General features: G+C 73.0%; 15 protein-coding genes. 8 read left to right on the top strand and 7 right to left on the bottom strand.

The genetic code is table 11. The features are described from left to right. Positions 1-119 precede the first annotated feature (119 nt). From cimA to murQ, 5 genes are all read left to right on the top strand, one after another. Positions 120-1,757: a citramalate synthase gene (gene cimA, locus OHL10_RS10805; RefSeq protein WP_265522211.1), complete on the top strand. Its 1,638-nt coding sequence runs from the start codon at positions 120-122 to the stop codon at positions 1,755-1,757. Between the two features lie 65 nt (positions 1,758-1,822). Beyond that, positions 1,823-2,872: a lipoate-protein ligase LplAB gene (gene lplAB, locus OHL10_RS10800; protein ID WP_265522210.1), complete on the top strand. Its 1,050-nt coding sequence runs from the start codon at positions 1,823-1,825 to the stop codon at positions 2,870-2,872. 247 nt (positions 2,873-3,119) lie between these two features. Next, positions 3,120-4,700: a glycoside hydrolase family 3 N-terminal domain-containing protein gene (locus OHL10_RS10795; protein WP_265522209.1), complete on the top strand. Its 1,581-nt coding sequence runs from the start codon at positions 3,120-3,122 to the stop codon at positions 4,698-4,700. Next, the gene (locus OHL10_RS10790) at positions 4,697-5,977 is read left to right on the top strand and encodes an anhydro-N-acetylmuramic acid kinase (protein WP_265522208.1); all 1,281 of its coding nucleotides are present in this window, start codon (positions 4,697-4,699) and stop codon (positions 5,975-5,977) included. The genes OHL10_RS10795 and OHL10_RS10790 overlap by 4 nt, the downstream gene beginning before the upstream one ends. After that, positions 5,974-6,930 carry an N-acetylmuramic acid 6-phosphate etherase gene (gene murQ, locus OHL10_RS10785; RefSeq protein ID WP_265522207.1) on the top strand — a complete coding sequence of 319 codons (957 nt, stop codon included), beginning with the start codon at positions 5,974-5,976 and terminating at the stop codon, positions 6,928-6,930. Before OHL10_RS10790 ends, murQ begins: the two co-directional genes overlap by 4 nt. 54 nt (positions 6,931-6,984) lie before the next feature. Here the strand turns inward: murQ and OHL10_RS10780 are convergent, their stop codons facing one another. Together OHL10_RS10780 and OHL10_RS10775 are read right to left on the bottom strand one after the other, a co-directional pair. Continuing rightward, entirely contained in the window at positions 6,985-7,551 is a 567-nt protein-coding gene (locus OHL10_RS10780; protein WP_265522206.1) for a GNAT family N-acetyltransferase, read from the bottom strand. A gap of 231 nt (positions 7,552-7,782) precedes the next feature. Then, complete coding sequence (locus OHL10_RS10775) at positions 7,783-8,508, bottom strand: YggS family pyridoxal phosphate-dependent enzyme (RefSeq protein WP_265522205.1); 726 nt, start codon at positions 8,506-8,508, stop codon at positions 7,783-7,785. A gap of 62 nt (positions 8,509-8,570) precedes the next feature. On the opposite strand from OHL10_RS10775, the gene OHL10_RS10770 reads away from it, so the two are divergent. Continuing rightward, the gene (locus OHL10_RS10770) at positions 8,571-8,945 is read left to right on the top strand and encodes a YccF domain-containing protein (protein WP_265522204.1); all 375 of its coding nucleotides are present in this window, start codon (positions 8,571-8,573) and stop codon (positions 8,943-8,945) included. An 84-nt stretch (positions 8,946-9,029) separates the two neighbouring features. Here the strand turns inward: OHL10_RS10770 and ybaK are convergent, their stop codons facing one another. Beyond that, on the bottom strand, positions 9,030-9,578 hold the full coding sequence (gene ybaK / locus OHL10_RS10765; protein WP_265522203.1) for a Cys-tRNA(Pro) deacylase: 549 nt from the start codon (positions 9,576-9,578) through the stop codon (positions 9,030-9,032). 58 nt (positions 9,579-9,636) lie between these two features. Between ybaK and OHL10_RS10760 the strand changes: the two genes are divergently transcribed. Further along, the gene (locus tag OHL10_RS10760; protein ID WP_265522202.1) at positions 9,637-10,368 is read left to right on the top strand and encodes a sulfite exporter TauE/SafE family protein; all 732 of its coding nucleotides are present in this window, start codon (positions 9,637-9,639) and stop codon (positions 10,366-10,368) included. Positions 10,369-10,411: 43 nt separating this feature from the next. Here OHL10_RS10760 and OHL10_RS10755 read toward each other — a convergent pair whose 3' ends face one another. Continuing rightward, positions 10,412-13,066, bottom strand: a complete 2,655-nt coding sequence (locus tag OHL10_RS10755; RefSeq protein WP_265522201.1) for a DEAD/DEAH box helicase — start codon at positions 13,064-13,066, stop codon at positions 10,412-10,414. Between the two features lie 116 nt (positions 13,067-13,182). Between OHL10_RS10755 and OHL10_RS10750 the strand changes: the two genes are divergently transcribed. Next, entirely contained in the window at positions 13,183-14,631 is a 1,449-nt protein-coding gene (locus OHL10_RS10750) for an alanine/glycine:cation symporter family protein (protein ID WP_265522200.1), read from the top strand. Between the two features lie 31 nt (positions 14,632-14,662). Here OHL10_RS10750 and OHL10_RS18685 read toward each other — a convergent pair whose 3' ends face one another. The 3 genes from OHL10_RS18685 to OHL10_RS10730 all read right to left on the bottom strand — a co-directional run bounded on the left by OHL10_RS18685 (position 14,663) and on the right by OHL10_RS10730 (position 16,930). Beyond that, a complete protein-coding gene (locus tag OHL10_RS18685) occupies positions 14,663-15,130 on the bottom strand; it encodes a phosphotransferase (RefSeq protein WP_343224624.1) in 468 nt (155 codons plus the stop codon). 354 nt (positions 15,131-15,484) lie between these two features. Further along, positions 15,485-16,471, bottom strand: a complete 987-nt coding sequence (locus tag OHL10_RS10735; protein ID WP_425498998.1) for a 3-methyladenine DNA glycosylase — start codon at positions 16,469-16,471, stop codon at positions 15,485-15,487. Between the two features lie 63 nt (positions 16,472-16,534). Further along, positions 16,535-16,930 carry an MmcQ/YjbR family DNA-binding protein gene (locus tag OHL10_RS10730; protein WP_265522198.1) on the bottom strand — a complete coding sequence of 132 codons (396 nt, stop codon included), beginning with the start codon at positions 16,928-16,930 and terminating at the stop codon, positions 16,535-16,537. Positions 16,931-17,013 lie beyond the last annotated feature (83 nt).

The raw sequence follows: 17,013 nt of genomic DNA, 5'->3' as shown, positions 1-17,013 counted from the left end.
GGCTGGGACCGGGGCGCGACCCGCGGCGGCACGACCGCCGCACCGTGAGCCGCGCCTAGAGTGGGAAAGACCTCGGGCGAACGCCCGGACCCGACGACCGCAGTCGAAGAGAGCGCACGATGAACCACCAGCACAAGCCGGCACCGTTCCACGTCTACGACACGACCCTGCGCGACGGCGCGCAGCAGGAGGGCATGAACCTGTCCGTCGCGGACAAGCTGGCCATCGCGCCGCTGCTCGACGACCTGGGGGTCGGCTTCATCGAGGGCGGGTGGCCGGGAGCGATCCCCAAGGACACGGAGTTCTTCGCCCGCGCGGCCAAGGAGCTGGAGCTGAAGAACGCCGTGCTCGCGGCGTTCGGCGCGACCCGCAAGGCCGGGGTCCGTGCGTGGGAGGACCCGCAGGTCCGCGCGCTCCTCGATTCCGAGGCGCCCGTGGTGACGCTCGTCGCGAAGTCCGACATCCGGCACGTCGAGCGGGCTCTGCGCACCACGGGTGCCGAGAACCTCGCGATGATCACCGACACCGTCTCGTTCCTCGTCGGGGAAGGCCGGCGCGTCGTGCTCGACGCCGAGCACTTCTTCGACGGGTACCGCTACGACACCGCCTACACGCGGTCGGCCGTGGAAGCCGCGTTCGCGGCAGGTGCCGAGGTCGTCACGCTGTGCGACACCAACGGCGGCATGCTGCCGGAGTGGGTCGGCGAGATCGTCACCGAGCTGCGCACCGCCCTCGGGTCCACCGACGGGTCCGACGCAGCGGCGCGCGACCAGCTGCTCGGCATGCACGCGCACAACGACTCGGGCTGCGCCGTCGCCAACTCCCTGGCGGCCGTGGCGGCCGGTGCCGCGCACGTCCAGGGCACGGTCAACGGCTACGGCGAGCGGACGGGCAACGCCGACCTCATCACGGTCGTCGCGAACCTGGAGCTCAAGCACGGCCGCACCCTGCTCGCGGGCGGTGGTCTGGAGGAGGCCACGCGGATCGCGCACGCGATCAGCGAGATCACGAACATCTCCCCGTACGGTCGTCAGCCCTACGTGGGGGCGAGCGCGTTCGCCCACAAGGGCGGGCTGCACGCGAGCGCGATCAAGGTCGACCCGGACCTCTACCAGCACATCGACCCCACGCGGGTCGGCAACGACATGCGCATGCTCATCTCCGACATGGCGGGGCGGGCCTCGATCGAGCTCAAGGGGCGCGAGCTCGGCTTCGACCTCACGGGGCAGGCCGACCTGCTCACGCGCGTGACGCACCGGGTCAAGGACGCCGAGGCGCACGGGTACACCTACGACGCGGCGGACGCGTCGTTCGAGCTGCTGCTGCGCTCCGAGCTGGACAGCGAGCTGCCGGCGTACTTCCGGGTGGAGAGCTGGCGCACGATCGTGGAGCGGGCGGGGTCTCGGGGCGTCGAGGCCACCGCCGAGGCGACCGTCAAGCTGCACGCCGGCGGCGAGCGCATCGTCAGCACCGGCGAGGGCAACGGCCCGGTGAACGCGCTCGACCACGCCCTGCGCCTCGCGCTCACCCGGGTGTACCCGGAGATCGAGGCGTTCGAGCTCATCGACTTCAAGGTGCGCATCCTCGACACGATGCACGGCACGGACGCGATCACGCGCGTGCTCATCGAGACCACCGACGGGCAGCGCTCGTGGTCGACCGTGGGCGTCGGGCCGAACCTCCTGGAAGCCTCGTGGGAGGCCCTCACCGACTCCGCGATCTACGGCCTCATCCACGCGGGCGTCGACCCGCGCTGACCCGCGCCGCCCCCGACGGACCTGGCACAGTCCCGGAGCACGCCCCCAGCGCTTACGCTGGGGGCGTGCGCGGAGAGTACAAGGTTCCTGGTGGCAAGCTCGTCGCGGTCGACCTCGCGGTCGAGGAAGGTCGGCTCGCCCGTGTCGCGGTGAGCGGTGACTTCTTCCTCGAGCCCGACGAGGCGCTGGAGGACATCGACCGTGCTCTGACGGGCATGGGGGAGTCGTCGACGGTCGCCCAGCTCACCCACACGGTCGAGGCCGCGCTCGGCGACGGCGTCACGCTCGTGGGTTTCACGCCGGAGGCGGTGGCGATCGCCGTGCGGCGCGCGCTGGGTCACGCGAGCGGCTGGGGTGACCACACGTTCGAGATCCTCCACGAGGGTGCCGAGAGCCCGGCGATGCACCTCGCCCTGGACCAGGTGCTCACGGAGGAGCTCGACGCCGGACGGCGCGGCCCGACCCTGCGCATCTGGGAGTGGGGCGGCCCGGCGGTGATCATCGGCTCGTTCCAGTCGCTGCGCAACGAGGTCGACGTCGAGGCCGCCGAGCGGCACGGCATCACCGTGGTGCGGCGCATCTCGGGCGGAGGCGCGATGTTCGTCGAGCCGGGCAACACGATCACCTACTCGCTGTACGTGCCTGCCTCGCTCGTCGAGGGGTTGAGCTTCGAGCGTTCGTACGCGTTCCTCGACGACTGGGTGCTGGGGGCGCTGGCCGACGTCGGCATCGAGGCGACGTACAAGCCGCTCAACGACATCGCCTCGCCCGCCGGCAAGATCGCGGGCGCCGCGCAGAAGCGCCTGCGCGGCGGTGGGGTGCTTCACCACGTGACGATGGCGTACGACATCGACGCCGACAAGATGACCGACGTGCTGCGGATCGGTCGCGAGAAGCTGTCCGACAAGGGCACGAAGAGCGCGAACAAGCGGGTCGACCCGCTGCGCTCGCAGACCGGCATGACGCGCGAGGCCGTCATCGAGGCGTTCAAGGAGCACTTCCGCGGACGGTACGACACGATCGAGGGCAAGGTCACCCCCGAGGAGCGGACGCTCGCCGAGGAGCTCGCCCGTGCCAAGTTCTCGACGCCGGAGTGGACCGCCCGCGTCCCGTAGTCGGCGCTCGCCGACCGCCTCCCGACCGACCTCCTCCCGGTGTGGCATCGCTCACCGGCAAGCAGTGGCACCTGCGCCTGGAACTTATCGTCATGTCAGTACACTCTGAGGTAAGTTACTTTCAGGCGGGCGCTCCCGCCGGGCGACGCCTGCGCACGACAGGGCGGTCCCGCAGCGCGGGAGAGGACCGAGGAGATCCCATGCACCGACCGAGCACAGCGACGACCCGCACCTGCGCGGTGCGCCGATGACCGCCGTCGTGCGCGCCGTCAACGGCGTGCTGCTGCCCGGGTTCACGGGCACCACCGAGCTCCCGGCCTGGCTCGTGGAGGCCTGCCGCGACGGGCTGGCGGGCGTCGTGTACTTCGGCCACAACACGCCCGACGTAGCGACGACCGCCCGGCTCTCGGCTCGCCTGCACGAGGTGTCCGCCGACCTCCTGGTCGCGATCGACGAGGAGGGCGGCGACGTCTCCCGGCTCGAGGCGGTCACCGGCTCGAGCATCCCCGGCAACGCGGCGCTCGGGGTCGTCGACGACCCCGAGCTCACCGAGGAGGTGGGGACCGCGCTGGGGCGACTCCTCGCCGCGACCGGTATCGACCTGGACCTGGCTCCCGCCCTCGACGTCAACTCCGACCCGGACAACCCCGTCATCGGGGTGCGGTCGTTCGGCGCGGACCCCGAGGTGGTCACCCGGCACGGTGCGGCCCTCGTGCGCGGGATGCACCGTGGGGGAGCCGGCGCCTGCGGCAAGCACTTCCCCGGGCACGGGGCGACCGACGTCGACTCGCACCTCGACCTCCCCGTCGTCGACGCCTCCCTGGACGAGCTGCGACGCCGTGACCTGCCGCCGTTCGTGCACGCGTTCGGCGCCCCGGACGCCTCAGGCGAGCGCCTCGACGCCGTCATGACGGCGCACCTGCTCGTCCCGGCGCTCGGGCCCGCCCCCTCCTCGCTCGAGCCGGCCGTGACCGCGCTCGCGCGGGAGCTGGGCTTCGAGGGCCCGGTCATCACCGACGCGCTCGACATGGGAGCCGTCCAGACGTACGGCGAGGACGCCCCGGACGGCGGTCACGGCATCGGGGAGATCGCCGTGCGCGCGGTGGAGGCCGGCGCCGACCTGCTGTGCCTCGGGACGACCGTCGGTCGCGACGACGAGGCGCTCTTCCGGCAGGCGCAGAGCGCTCTGGTCGCGGCCGTCGAGGAGGGCCGCGTCGGTCTCGACCGGTTGCGGGCCTCCGCCGACCGGACGGCACGCGCCGTCGCGACGATCCGGGCGTTCCGCGAGGAGGCGGGGACCCGCTGCTCCGCGGACGCCGCGCTCGACGCCCTCGCCGACCTCGAGCGCGTCGGCGCGCGCGCGGCGGTCCGTGCGGTGCGTCGGCACGGACCCGTGCCGATGCCGCTCACGTCCGCTCCCGAGGTCGTCGACCTGCGCCTGCGGTTCGACCACGCGGCCGGCCGCACCGCCCAGCACGTGCAGCGCGCGGTCGACGAGGTGTTCGCCGGGGCGGAGCACCACCGCCCGGCCGACGACGCGCAGTGGGCCGCGACCCTCGAGGCCGTGTCGGGATCGCACCGTCCGCTCGTCGTCCTGACCCGCGAGCCGCTGGCCGGCTCGGCCGAGCGTCACCGGCTCGACGCGCTGCTCGTGGCACGTCCCGACCTCGTCGTCCTGCACACCGGGTTCCCGGGTGCGGTCGACCAGTGGTTCCCCGTGGCCGACGACGGGCCGAGCGTCGTCGTCGCCTGCGGCACGGGGCGTGCGAACGCCCGCGCCGCGGTCGATCTGCTGCGCCGTGGCGCGGGCACGGAGGCGGGCGCATGATCGTCCTCGGGCTGTCGTCCGGAACGTCGGTCGACGCGATCGACGTGGCCGCGGCCGAGTTCCAGACGGGCGACGACGGTGTGCTGCGCATGCGGCCGCGTGGTCACACCGAGTATCCCTGGCCGGCCGCGCTGCGCGAGCGCATCCTCAAGGCTCTGCCGCCCGCGACCCTCGGCATGGGTGAGGTCGCGCAGCTCGACACGCTCATCGGGCAGGAGCTCGGCAAGGCGGCACGGCGGGCGATCGACGACGTCGCGGGCGGCGACGTCGACCTCGTCGCGTCGCACGGCCAGACCCTCTACCACTGGGTCGTGGGCGCGCGGGCGCGCGGGACACTGCAGCTCGGGAACGCCGCGTGGATCGCCGAGCGGGTCAAGCGGCCCGTCATCAACGACTTCCGGGTCGCCGACATCGCCGCGGGCGGGCAGGGTGCGCCGCTCGTGTCCATCCTCGACGCGCTGTGGCTCGGCACGGAGCGGACCGGCGGGACGGGGTCGCGGAGCCTCGCGCCGCACAGCGCCGCGCTCAACATCGGGGGGATCGCCAACGTCACGCTCGTGGGGCACACCGACGACCCCGTCATGGGGTGGGACACCGGCCCCGGGAACTGCCTCATCGACCTCGCCGTGACCCGGCTCACGGACGGGCGCGAGCACTACGACCGCGACGGCGCGCTCGCCGCCCGCGGCACCGTGGACGCCGTCGCGCTCGACGCGCTCCTGGCGGACCCCTACTACGCGGCGCCCGCGCCCAAGTCGACCGGACGCGAGCTCTTCGACGCCCAGTACGTGGCGTCCCTCCTCGCCTCCGTGCGCCCCGGGCTCACCGGCCCCGACCTCGTGGCCACCCTCACCGAGCTCACCGCGGTGACGGTCGCCCGCGCGCTCGCGGGGCGCCCCGTGCGCCGCGTCGTCGTCTCGGGCGGCGGTGCGTACAACCCCGTGCTGCTCGACCGGCTGCGGGTCCACCTGCGCGAGCTGGTCGACCCGTCGTGCGAGCTGCTGACCGCCGACCGGCTCGGGCTGCCCGTCGACGGCAAGGAGGCCTACCTCTTCGCGCTCCTCGGGTACCTCTCGGCGCACGGTGTCCCCGGCACCGCGCCGGGGGAGCAGCGCCGTCGCGCCACCGGTGCCCGGCGCCCCGTGGTGCTCGGCTCCCTCACACCCCCGACGCCGGTGCCGTGGCCCGCGCTGTCGACCCCCGTGCGCCGACTGGTGCTCACCAACGATCCCGGCGCGCTCCAGCCGCAGCCGGCCCAGAAGGGACCTCGCCGATGACGCACACCCGCACCCCTGCGACGCACGCACCGGGGGACGACTGGCAGGACGTGCTGCGGTTCACGTCGCCCACCGAGGAGCGCAACCCCCGTACGACCGACGTCGACCTGCTGCCGACCGCCGACGTCGTGCGCCTCATCACCGACGAGGACGCGACCGTCGCCGACGCCGTCCGTCGTGAGCGCGACCGCATCACGCAGGCCGTCGACCTCGCCGTGGCGTCGCTGAGCAGCGGCGGCCGGGTGCACTACGTCGGCTCGGGCACCTCCGGGCGCCTCGGTGTGCTCGACGCCGTCGAGCTCCTGCCCACCTACGGGGTCGGCGACGAGTGGTTCGTCGCGCACCTCGCGGGCGGGGTCGGCGCGATGATGCTCGCGGTCGAGGGCGCCGAGGACGACGTCGAGCTGGGCCGGTCCGACGTCGCGGATGTCACCGCACACGACGTCGTCGTGGGGCTCGCCGCCAGCGGGCGCACGCCGTACGTGCGCGGTGCGCTCGACCTGGCGCGGGAACGCGGGGCGCGGACCGTCCTGGTGAGCGCGAACCCGACGGCGCCGCTCGCCGACCGCGTCGACGTCGCGATCCTGCTCGACACAGGGCCGGAGGTCGTCACCGGATCGACGCGCATGAAGGCGGCGACGGCGCAGAAGCTCGTGCTCAACACCTTCTCGACCGCGACGATGATCCGGCTCGGGAAGACCTACTCGAACCTCATGATCGACGTGCGCGCCACCAACCAGAAGCTGCGTGCGCGGATCGTGCGGATGCTGGTCCAGGCCACGGGCCTGGACAGCGCGGCCTGCGAGGCGGTGCTGCACGACGCCGACGGCGAGGTGCACGTCGCGCTCGTCATGGGTCTCGCGTCGGTCGACGCGCGGACGGCACGCCGTGCCCTGCAGGGCAACGGCGTGCCGGGTGTGCGGTCGGCGCTCGGGGTGCTCGGCCGGGCCTGAGAGGCGGCCGGCGGGACCAGGAGAGGGTCAGGCCACGCTGGCGGCGAGCTTGGCTCAGGCCACGCTGGCGGCGAGCTTGGCGACGAGCACGGTCCCGCTCTTGGTGAGCTGCTGGCCGTGCTGGGCGAACCCGAGCCGGTCGTGGAAACGCAGCGACCCGTGGTTCGGCGGGTCGAGGTTGACCTCGCACGTGACGACGTCGCGCTGTGCCGTGCGGGCGGCGTCGAACACGGTGCGGTAGAGCTGGCGCCCCACACCCCGGTCGCGCGCACCCTCGCCGATGACGATGCGGTCGACGTAGAGGTGGTCGAGGCCACGCTCCTCGAACCAGTCGTAGTTCTCGCTCGAGTACCCCGCACCGGGGTCGAGGGCGAGCAGGAAGCCCAGGGGCTCGTCGGGGTCGGCCGTGTCGGCCGCGACGACGGCGAGGGACGCCACGTCCACCAGCGCGCGCATCTCGTCGACCGGTGTCACGGGGACGGCCGGGACGGCTGCGTCGTTCAGCTCGACGAGGCGGGGGAGGTCGTCCTCCGTCGCCGGACGCAGCAGCGTCCGCGGGGTCGAGTGGCGCTCGAGGTGCTCCAGCGCCGGGTCTGCCAGCAGGGTGGTCGTGCTCGTCATCGATGTCCTGTCGTCGACGGGTTCGCAGCGACGTCCCAGGGGTTCAGGACGTGACTGCCCGCAGCTCATGGTGGATGGACCGCGGTCCGGCTCGGGTCACCCGTGGGCGCACGCCGACGGGGGCGAGTGCGCCCGTGAAGATCTGGGGACGTCCGGCACGGGACGTTCTACTGTACCGAGGTCCTCCATAGATGCGAAGTCGACCGAGGGCGTCATCAGGTCAACAGCAGGTCAAGTCGGCCGCGCGCCGAACACGGCGGTGCCGACACGGACGATGGTCGCGCCCTCGGCCACGGCCAGCTCCAGGTCGCCGCTCATCCCCATCGACAGCTCCGTCGCGGAGCCCGTCCCGGGGGCACCGGAGGCGAGCACGTCGTCGCGGACACGGCGCAACCGGGCGAAGCCCGCACGGACCAGCGCGGTGTCGCGGGAGTTGGCGCCGATCGTCATGAACCCCACGAGGCGCACGCCGTCGAGGGCCGCCACGTCGCACGCGAGGTGAGCCGCGTCGTCGGGCAGGACGCCGGACTTCGACGGCTCGCCCGACACGTTGACCTGCACCATCACGTCCAGGACACGACCGGCGCGCGCACAGCGGTCCGACAGGGCGCGGGCGAGCGCGAGGGAGTCGACCGTCTCGACGGTGCCTGCCGTGGCGAGAACCTGGTTCACCTTGTTGCGCTGCAGATGACCGATCATGTGCACCTCGACCCCGGAGGGGACGAGGTCCTCGAGGTCCGGGGCCTTCGCGATGAGCTCCTGGACGCGGTTCTCGCCGATCAGCGTCGCACCGGCGGCGACCACGGCCCGCACGGCCGCGGCGTCCTGCGTCTTGGTGGCCACGAGGACCCGGATCTCGGCGGGGTCACGCCCGGCCGCCCGGGCGCCCGTGTGAACTCGGTCACGCACGGCCGCGTAGCGCTCCGCGATCTCGCTGGACTGGTCGGGGGAGGGCACGGCGCAAGTCTAGGTGGCCGGTCGCGCGACGGGACCGTCACGGGACACGGGACAATGGGTCCATGAACACGATCCTCAACGTCATCTGGTTGGTCTTCGCCGGGATCTGGCTCGCGCTCGGCTACGTCGTGGCGGGGATCATCTGCTGCGTGCTGATCGTCACCATCCCGTTCGGGATCGCGTCGTTCCGCATCGCGGGGTACGCGCTGTGGCCGTTCGGCCGCACCGTCGTCGACAAGCCGCGCGCCGGGGCGTTCTCCACGATCGGGAACGTCATCTGGGTGATCGTGGCGGGCATCTGGCTGGCGATCGGGCACGTGATCACGGCGATCCCGCTGTTCGTCTCGATCATCGGCATCCCGCTCGGCATCGCGAACCTCAAGATGATCCCGATCTCGCTGCTCCCCCTGGGCAAGGAGATCGTGCCGACGCGCTAGGCCCCGGGTGGCCGGGGTGGAACCCCTGTGGCGCGAGACAGAACCTCAGTCGCCGAGGTAGAACTCCAGTGCGCCACTGGAGTTCTACCTCGGCGACCGGGGTTCTACCTCGCGCTCGGGGTTCTCTCTCGTGGGGCGGGCGACGGGGGCCGTGACCGCGCCGGTGAGGCGGACGAGGTCGGCGGGGGCGAGCCCGACGTCGAGCCCGCGCCGCCCGCCCGAGACGTAGACGACGTCGTGGTCGCCCGCCGAGGCGTCGAGCACCGTCCGCAGGCGCTGGCGCTGGCCGAGCGGTGAGATCCCGCCGACGACGTACCCCGTGGCGCGCTCAGCGGCAGCCTGGTCGGCCAGGGTCGCCTTCTTCGCCCCGACCGCCTGCGCGAGCGCCTTGAGGTCGAGCATCCGGTCGACCGGGACGATCCCCACCACGAGGTTCCCCTCGACGCTCGCGACGAGCGTCTTGAAGACCTGGGCCGGCTCGACGCCGATCGCGGCGGCGGCCTCCAGGCCGTAGCCGACCTCGGACGTCGGGTCGTGCTCGTAGGGGTGCAGGGTGTGCGGGACCCCGGCCGCGGTGAGGGCGACGACGGCGGGGGTCCCGGCGTGCGCGCCCGTCTTCTGCTTCTTGGCCACGAGGCGATTGTGCCGCACGGCGGGCGCGGGGCGGTGGCTCGCCTACCGTGGTGGGGCCATGGTCATCCTGCTGCTCGCCCTCGTCCTGCTCGGCGCCGCCCTGCAACGCCTCACGGGCATGGGCTTCGCGCTCGTCGTCGGACCCTTCGTCGTGCTCCTCCTCGGCCCGCTGCCGGGGGTCCTGCTCGTCAACGTCTGCGGCGCGCTCAGCTCGCTCGTCATCTGCTGGCGGTTGCGCCGCGGGATCGACTGGCGGCGCTACGCGCTCCTCGCGCCGCCGGCCCTGGTCGGGGTTGCGCTCGGGGCACTCGTCCTCGACGAGCTGCCGACCGCGGGGACGGAGGTCGTCGTCGGCGCGCTGGTGGTCCTCGGGATGACTGTCTCGCTGCTCGCCGGCCGGGCGCCGAGCGCGCAGGGGCCCGGGGCCGGCATCACCGCCGGTCTCCTGAGCGGCGCGATGAGCGTCGCCGCGGGGACCGGCGGACCGGCCGTCGCGGTGTACGCGGTCGCGTCCCGGTGGGACCCGCGCTCGTTCGCGGCGACGATCCAGCCGTACTTCGTCACGGTCGCGTCCGCGTCGGTGGTCGCCAAGCTGCTCCTGACTCCCGCCGCGCTCCCGTCCCTGCCGACGACGGTGTGGGTGCTGCTGGGCGCCGCCTGCCTGGTCGGGATCGTCGCGGGCGACCGCCTCGCGCCGTACCTGTCCGTCCGCACGATGCGCACCGTGCTCGTCGTCCTCGCCTACGTCGGCGGCACCGCGACCCTGGTGCGCGGCCTCACGGGGCTGTGACGAGGACGCTCACCGAAGGGGACGTGTCACCTGGCACGCACCGTCACATCGGCCCGACGCCGACCACCGTGACGACGGCCGCCCCGGCCTCGTCGCTCGCCGCCAGGTCGACGACGGCGGTGATGGCCCAGTCGTGGTCGCCGGCCGGGTCGTCGAGCACCTGCCGGACGAACCAGGTGCCGGGCGCGACCTCGTGCCCGCCCGGCGCCGTGCCGGACTCGACGACCTGCACGAGCGCGGACGAGCGGGCGTCGGGCCCGATGCCGATCGCGTCGTCGCCCTGGGCGTCGAACAGCGGGTCGAGCGCGTCGCCCCACGCGTCGGCGTCCCAGCCGGCCGCGCCGTCGAGCGCGGCGAGGGCCGCGTAGTCCTCCCGCGCGGCGAGCTCGACACGCCGGAACAGGGCGTTGCGCACGAGGCGGCGGAAGGAGCGCGGGTTGCCGGTGACAGGCCGGACGGGCGCCTCGGCGCCCGCGCCCGACAGCGGCCCGTCGCCGGTCTCGTCGTCCGCGTCGTCGTCGACCGGGTGCGCCAGGCGCTCCCACTCGTCCAGCAGCGACGAGTCGGTCCCGCGCACCAGCTCGCCCAGCCACTCGGTGATCTCGTGGACCTCCTCGGTGCGGTGCTCCTCGGAGACGGTCTGCCGCATCGCCCGGTATGCGTCGGCGAGGTAGCGCAGGACGACGCCCTCGGTCCGCTCGAGCCCGTAGACCGAGACGAACTCGGAGAATGTCATGGCCCGCTCGACCATGTCCCGGACGACGGACTTGGGGGAGAGCTCGGCGTCCGCGACCCACGGGTTCGTGCGCTTGTAGAGCACGAACGCGGGTTCGAGCACGTCGGCGAGCGGCCGCGGCCACGTGACGCCCTCCAGCACCTCCATCCGCTCCTCGTACTCGTACCCCTCGGCCTTCATCGCGGCGACGGCCTCGCCGCGGGCCTTGTTCTGCTGGGCCATGAGGACCTGGCGCGGGTCGGAGAGGGTGGCCTCGATGACGGAGACGACGTCGGTCGCGTGCGTCGCGCTCTCGACGTCCAGCAGGTCGAGGGCGGCCAGGGCGAACGGCGACAGCGGCTGGTTGAGCGCGAAGTCGCGGGGGAGGTCCACGGTCAGGCGCACCCCCGGACGGAAGCCGCCGGGTGCGGCAGGGTCGGCCTCGCGGGTCTTCTCCACGATCCCGGCGATGCGCAGCGACCGGTAGATCCGGAAGACCTGGCGCACGTGCTGCTCGCGCTGGCCGTCGGTGTCGTGGTTCGCGGTGAGCAGGTGGCGCATCGCCGCGACGGGGTCCTCGCCGCGCCCCGAGCGGGCGAGGACGTTGAGGACCATGGCGTGGTTCACGGTGAAGTGGCTCGTCAGCGGCTCGGGGTCGGCGTCGCGCAGGCGCTCGTACGTGGCGTCCGTCCAGTTGACCGAGCCCTGCGGCGCCTTCTTGCGGACGATCTTCTTGAGCTTCTTCGGGTCGTCGCCCGCCTTGGCGAGCTGCTTGCGGTTCTCGATGACGTGCTCGGGCGCCATGACGAGGACCTCGCCGACGGTGTCGTACCCCGCGCGCCCGGCCCGGCCGGAGATCTGGTGGAACTCGCGCGCCGTGAGGTGGCGCATGCGCTCGCCGTCGTACTTCACGAGGCTCGTGAGCAGGACTGTGCGGATCGGGACGTTGATCCCCACACCGAGGGTGTCCGTCCCGCAGACCACCTTGAGCAGACCGGCCTGGGTGAGGCGCTCGACGACGCGGCGGTACTTGGGCAGCATGCCCGCGTGGTGCACGCCGACCCCGTGGCGAAGGAACTTGCTGAGCGTCTTGCCGAAGCCCGTGCCGAAGTGGAAGTCGCCCAGCTCAGCGACGATCGCGTCCTTCTCGGCGCGCGTCGCGACGTTCATGCTCAGCATCGCCTGCGCCCGCTCGACGGCGTCCTTCTGCGTGAAGTGCACGACGTACACCGGGGCGCGGTGCGTCGTGACCAGCTCCTCGATGACCTCCGTGAGCGGTTCGACGACGTAGCTGAAGTGCAGCGGCACCGGCCGCTGCGCGCTGCTCACCACCGCGACGGGCCGGCCGCTGCGCCGCTCGAGGTCCTCCTCGAACATCGTCGTGTCGCCGAGGGTCGCGGACATCAGCAGGAACTGGGTGTTCGGCAGCTCCAGGAGCGGCACCTGCCACGCCCAGCCGCGCTGCGGGTCGGCGTAGAAGTGGAACTCGTCCATGACCACCTGGGCGACGGCGTCCTCACCGGCCCGGGTGCCGCCGTCGCGCAGCGCGATGTTCGCGAGGATCTCGGCCGTGCAGCAGATGATCGGGGCGTCCGGGTTCACCGCGGAGTCGCCCGTCATCATGCCGACGTTCTTCGAGCCGAACGCGGCCACGAGCGCGAAGAACTTCTCGCTCACGAGCGCCTTGAGCGGCGCCGTGTAGTACGTCCGCCCCCCGCGGCCGGCGCGGTGGGCGGCGAGCGCCGCGAACTGCGCACCGATCGCCACCAGCGACTTGCCCGACCCCGTCGGCGTCGAGAGGATCACGTGCGAGCCCGTGACGAGCTCGATGACGGCCTCGCTCTGGTGCGGGTAGAGCTCGAGACCCTGCTCGGTGGCCCACGTCGAGAACCCCTCGTAGAGGGCGTCGGGGTCGGGGTCGGAACCCGTCGGCGCGGGGACGTGGGCGAGGAGGGAGGCGGCGGTCCCGGTCGTGGTGCTCATCACGGTCCATCATCCCAGGTCCGGCTTCCGGCCTGGCGGTACCCGGCCGGCTCCTCTACGTTCTCCTTCAAGGCCGGCGACGGCGACAGCACGAGGGCGCGACGAAGGAGCCGGCGATGGGACCCATCGAGGACGCGATCAACTGGCTGAGCGACGGCCTCTACACCTACGTGCTCGTCTACCTCCTGATCGGCGCGGGCCTGTACTTCACGATCCGCTCGCGGTTCGTGCAGGTCCGGATGTTCCCGGCCATGATCAAGGCGGTCGGCAGCTCCCGCTCCGGCGCGGGGGAGGGGATCTCCTCCTTCCAGGCCTTCTGCGTCGGGCTCGCGTCGCGCGTCGGCACGGGCAACATCGCGGGTGTCGCGATCGCGCTCGTCCTGGGCGGGCCCGGCGCGATCTTCTGGATGTGGGTCGTGGCCGCGGTCGGGATGGCGACGGCCTTCATCGAGGCGACGCTCGCGCAGATGTTCAAGGTCCGCGCGGCGGACGGCTCCTACCGCGGCGGGCCCGCCTACTACATCCAGCGCGGCCTGGGATCGCGTCGCTGGGGCGTCGTCTTCGCCCTCCTGCTGATCTTCGCCTTCGGCTTCGCGTTCAACATGGTGCAGGCCAACACGATCGCCACGACGTTCTCGACGTCGTACTCGGTCAACCAGGGGTGGATGGCGGTCTTCCTCATGATCCTCGCGGCACCCGTGCTCTACGGCGGCGTGCGCCGGGTCGCGAAGGTCGCCGAGATCATCCTGCCCGTCATGGCGGGCCTGTACATCCTCCTCGCGCTCGTCGTCATCGCGCTCAACGTCGGCGAGATCCCCACCGTGATCGGCCAGATCTTCGCCGGCGCGTTCGGCCTCGACGAGGCGCTCGCCGGCACGACGGGCGGCATCCTCGCCGCGATGCTCAACGGTGTGAAGCGCGGCCTGTTCTCCAACGAGGCCGGCATGGGCAGCGCCCCGAACATCGCCGCGACCGCGACGACCTCCCACCCCGCCAAGCAGGGACTCATCCAGTCCATCGGCGTGTTCGTCGACACGATGCTCGTGTGCTCCGCGACCGCGTTCATCGTGCTCATCTCCGGCGTCTACGAGCCGGGGGTCGAGCCGGTCGCCGAGGGCGCGGCGCTAACCCTCGCGTCCGTCTCGGCACAGCTCGGCACATGGACGACCCTGCCCATGACGCTCCTGATCTTCGTGTTCGCGTTCTCGTCCATCCTCGGCAACTACTCGTACGCCGACGTCAACCTCGCCTACCTCGGCATCCGGGGGCGTGCGCTGACCGCGCTGCGCACCCTCGTCCTCGCGGCGGTCGGGATCGGGTCCCTGCTCGAGCTCAACGCGGTGTGGGCGCTCGCGGACGTGGCGATGGCGGGCATGGCGATGGTCAACCTCGTCGCGATCATGCTCCTGGGCCGCTGGGCCTTCGGTGCGCTGAAGGACTTCGAGGTCATGCGCAAGGAGGGGCGCGACGACCGCTTCGTCGGGAGCGGCAACCCCTACCTGCCCGGCGAGCTGCCGGGCGACGTGTGGGCGCCGCAGGCGGAGGACGCGCGCACGCCTGTCTGACGCGGCGGGACCTCGGCGAGGCGCACTCGCCTCAGCCGAGGTCCCACAGCAGCCGGTAGTACGCGATCCGCTCGGGGTCCGGCGCGACGCCGTAGGCGGCGTAGACGATCCCGTCGTACCCGGGCCCGTAGTTCCACTCGGTGCTCCAGGCGGCCACGGCGAGATCGGCCCACCGGTCGGCGACCCCGAGCGAGCCCAGGTCCACGTGCGCGGCGAACGTGCCGTCGTCGTGCAGCAGCGTGTTGGGGACGCAGGCGTCCCCGTGGCACACCACGAGGCGGTCGACGGGTGGCGGGTCACCGATCCGGGCATACGCCTCGTCGGCACCCAGCCGTGCGTGCTCGTCGGACCAGCGCTCGGGGCCGCCGTCGCCGGCGGCACGCCGCGCGCGCCCGGGCGGCGCGGTCCTCGGCGCTCCAGGTGTACGGGCAGGCGTCGGCGGGTGCGGCGTCGTGCAGCACGCGCAGGCCCTGCCCGACGGCGGCCGCGGCGGTGGCAGGGTCGGCCACCCAGCGCGGGTCGACGGCGGAGCGCGCCTCGATCGCGGCGGTGACCAGCCAGGTCGCGTCCGGGTCGCCGCCCACGTCGAGGACGCGCGGGACGCGCACGTGCTCGCCCGCCCAGGCGAGGCGCCCGGCCTCCGCGCGCAGGTCGATCTCGGGGGTGCCCGCCGGGACCCACTTCACGTACCGCGTCGGGCCGGACCCGTCGGATGCCGCGGGTTCGACGCGGAACGTCAGCCCGCCGAGCTCGTTGCGCCACACGGGGGTCACGTGCCCGTCGCCCGCGAGCGACGCCACGGCGTCGGGTACCGGGACGTGACCGGTCGGGATCGCCGCCAGCGGCACCCTGCTCACAGGGCGGTGCGTCGTGCGACGAGCGCCGAGCACACGGCGCCGAGCCGGCTGCGCAGGACCGCCCCCCGGTCGGTGAACTCGCGCTGCGCGCGGACGTACGCGGTCTTGCCCTCGGCCGTCTCGATCGCGATCGGGGCGAGCCCGTACGCTGAGACGTCGTAGGGGCTCGCCTGCATGTCGACCACCCGCACGTCGCGCGCCAGGTCGAAGCAGTCCAGCAGGAGGTCGCCCGGGACTGCGGGGGAGAGCTTGAGCGCCCACTTGTACAGGTCCATCGTGGCGTGCAGGCAGCCCGGCTGCTCGAGCTCGGGCTGGGTCGCACGCGTCGGCTGCAGCCGGTTGAGACCGGTCGCCTGCGGGGTGAAGAAGCGGAACGCGTCGAAGTGCGTGCAGCGCACCGGGTGGGAGTCGACGACCTCGTCGGTGCCCGCGTGGCCGAGCCGCAGCGGCAGCGGGTGGCGCTGGTCACGGCCGTGCTCCCGGTCGCGGTAGACCATCGCCCACTCGTGCAGCCCGAAGCACCCGAACTGTGCCGGCCGGCCCGCCGTGCGCTCGAGCAGGTCCAGGACGTAGTCGACCGTCTCGCCGCGGTCGGCGAGGAACGCGCGCGTGTCGAGGGTGATGCCGTGCGGCGTGCTCGCGGTCCACCGCCAGGCCGCGCGCTCGGCGTACGCGGTGTGCTGGTCGTCAGGCCGTCCCGGTGGCGGAGGCGCCAGCACGACCCCCGGGCCGGGGTGCCAGCGGCGCAGCTGCGCCGGGCGGGTGGGGTAGTAGGTGAAGAGGAAGTCCTCGATGGCGTGCGTCGCCCCACGCGCCTTGCGCTCACGCCACCCGGCGGTGCGCTCGTCCGCCCGCGCCGCGTGGGCAGCGGCCACCGCCTGCCAGCGGCCGGCGGGAAGGACGGCGTCGGCGGTCCGGTCGGCGGCGCGCGGGGTGAGTCCGGGTGGTCCGGACGTCGGCGCGTCGAGGGGAGCGGTGGTCAGGGGCACCCCTCCAGGGTAGGTCCCGCCCGCGGACGAGGCGTTGACCAGCGGTATCGACCAGCGCTACTCGGTCTGTGGACCGTCCGTCGCGGCGAGGTAGGTCGCTGCGAGCCGCGTCGGCGCACGGGCGAGCCAGCCGTCCCGCACGAGGTCGCCGAGCTCGGGGACGGGGAGGTCGTCGAGGCGGGCGAGGACCACGGGGTAGCCGACGAAGTGTGTCGTGGTGAAGAAGACCCCGGAGTCGTCGCCGACGAGGGCGAGCTTCTCCCCTTCGTCGGCGACGTAGAACGCGACGACCGGGCCGTCGGGTGCGGCGGCACCGAGCTCGTCGAGGTCGCGGCGCCGCAGCGGTCGCTCCCAGACGAAGACCTTGCCGTGCACGGCCCACTCGTGCGGAGCCTTCTGCGAGGCGCCCGGGAGCACGAGCGCTGCCCGTCCGACGTCGTCCCACGTGGCCATGGCACCACGGTAGGCCTCACCATGCCGATGCCGCCCGCCGACCATGCGCTCGGCGACCGTCAGCGTCCGGGAGCGGTCGCCCA

It is taken from the genome of Oerskovia flava (assembly GCF_026163685.1).
In the GTDB taxonomy this organism is placed as follows: domain Bacteria; phylum Actinomycetota; class Actinomycetes; order Actinomycetales; family Cellulomonadaceae; genus Oerskovia_A; species Oerskovia_A flava.
The sequence above is the reverse complement of the archived record's forward strand: the minus strand, read 5'-3'. Positions and strand labels throughout refer to the sequence as shown.

Coding starts and splice junctions, on each gene's coding strand:
- OHL10_RS10760 (WP_265522202.1), top strand. CDS start 9,637: ATGGTCATCCTGCTGCTCGCCCTCGTCCTGCTCGGCGCCGCCCTGCAA.
- OHL10_RS10780 (WP_265522206.1), bottom strand. CDS start 7,551: ATGACGAGCACGACCACCCTGCTGGCAGACCCGGCGCTGGAGCACCTC.
- OHL10_RS10730 (WP_265522198.1), bottom strand. CDS start 16,930: ATGGCCACGTGGGACGACGTCGGACGGGCAGCGCTCGTGCTCCCGGGC.
- OHL10_RS10770 (WP_265522204.1), top strand. CDS start 8,571: ATGAACACGATCCTCAACGTCATCTGGTTGGTCTTCGCCGGGATCTGG.
- OHL10_RS10750 (WP_265522200.1), top strand. CDS start 13,183: ATGGGACCCATCGAGGACGCGATCAACTGGCTGAGCGACGGCCTCTAC.
- cimA (WP_265522211.1), top strand. CDS start 120: ATGAACCACCAGCACAAGCCGGCACCGTTCCACGTCTACGACACGACC.
- OHL10_RS10755 (WP_265522201.1), bottom strand. CDS start 13,066: ATGAGCACCACGACCGGGACCGCCGCCTCCCTCCTCGCCCACGTCCCC.
- OHL10_RS10795 (WP_265522209.1), top strand. CDS start 3,120: ATGACCGCCGTCGTGCGCGCCGTCAACGGCGTGCTGCTGCCCGGGTTC.
- OHL10_RS10790 (WP_265522208.1), top strand. CDS start 4,697: ATGATCGTCCTCGGGCTGTCGTCCGGAACGTCGGTCGACGCGATCGAC.
- murQ (WP_265522207.1), top strand. CDS start 5,974: ATGACGCACACCCGCACCCCTGCGACGCACGCACCGGGGGACGACTGG.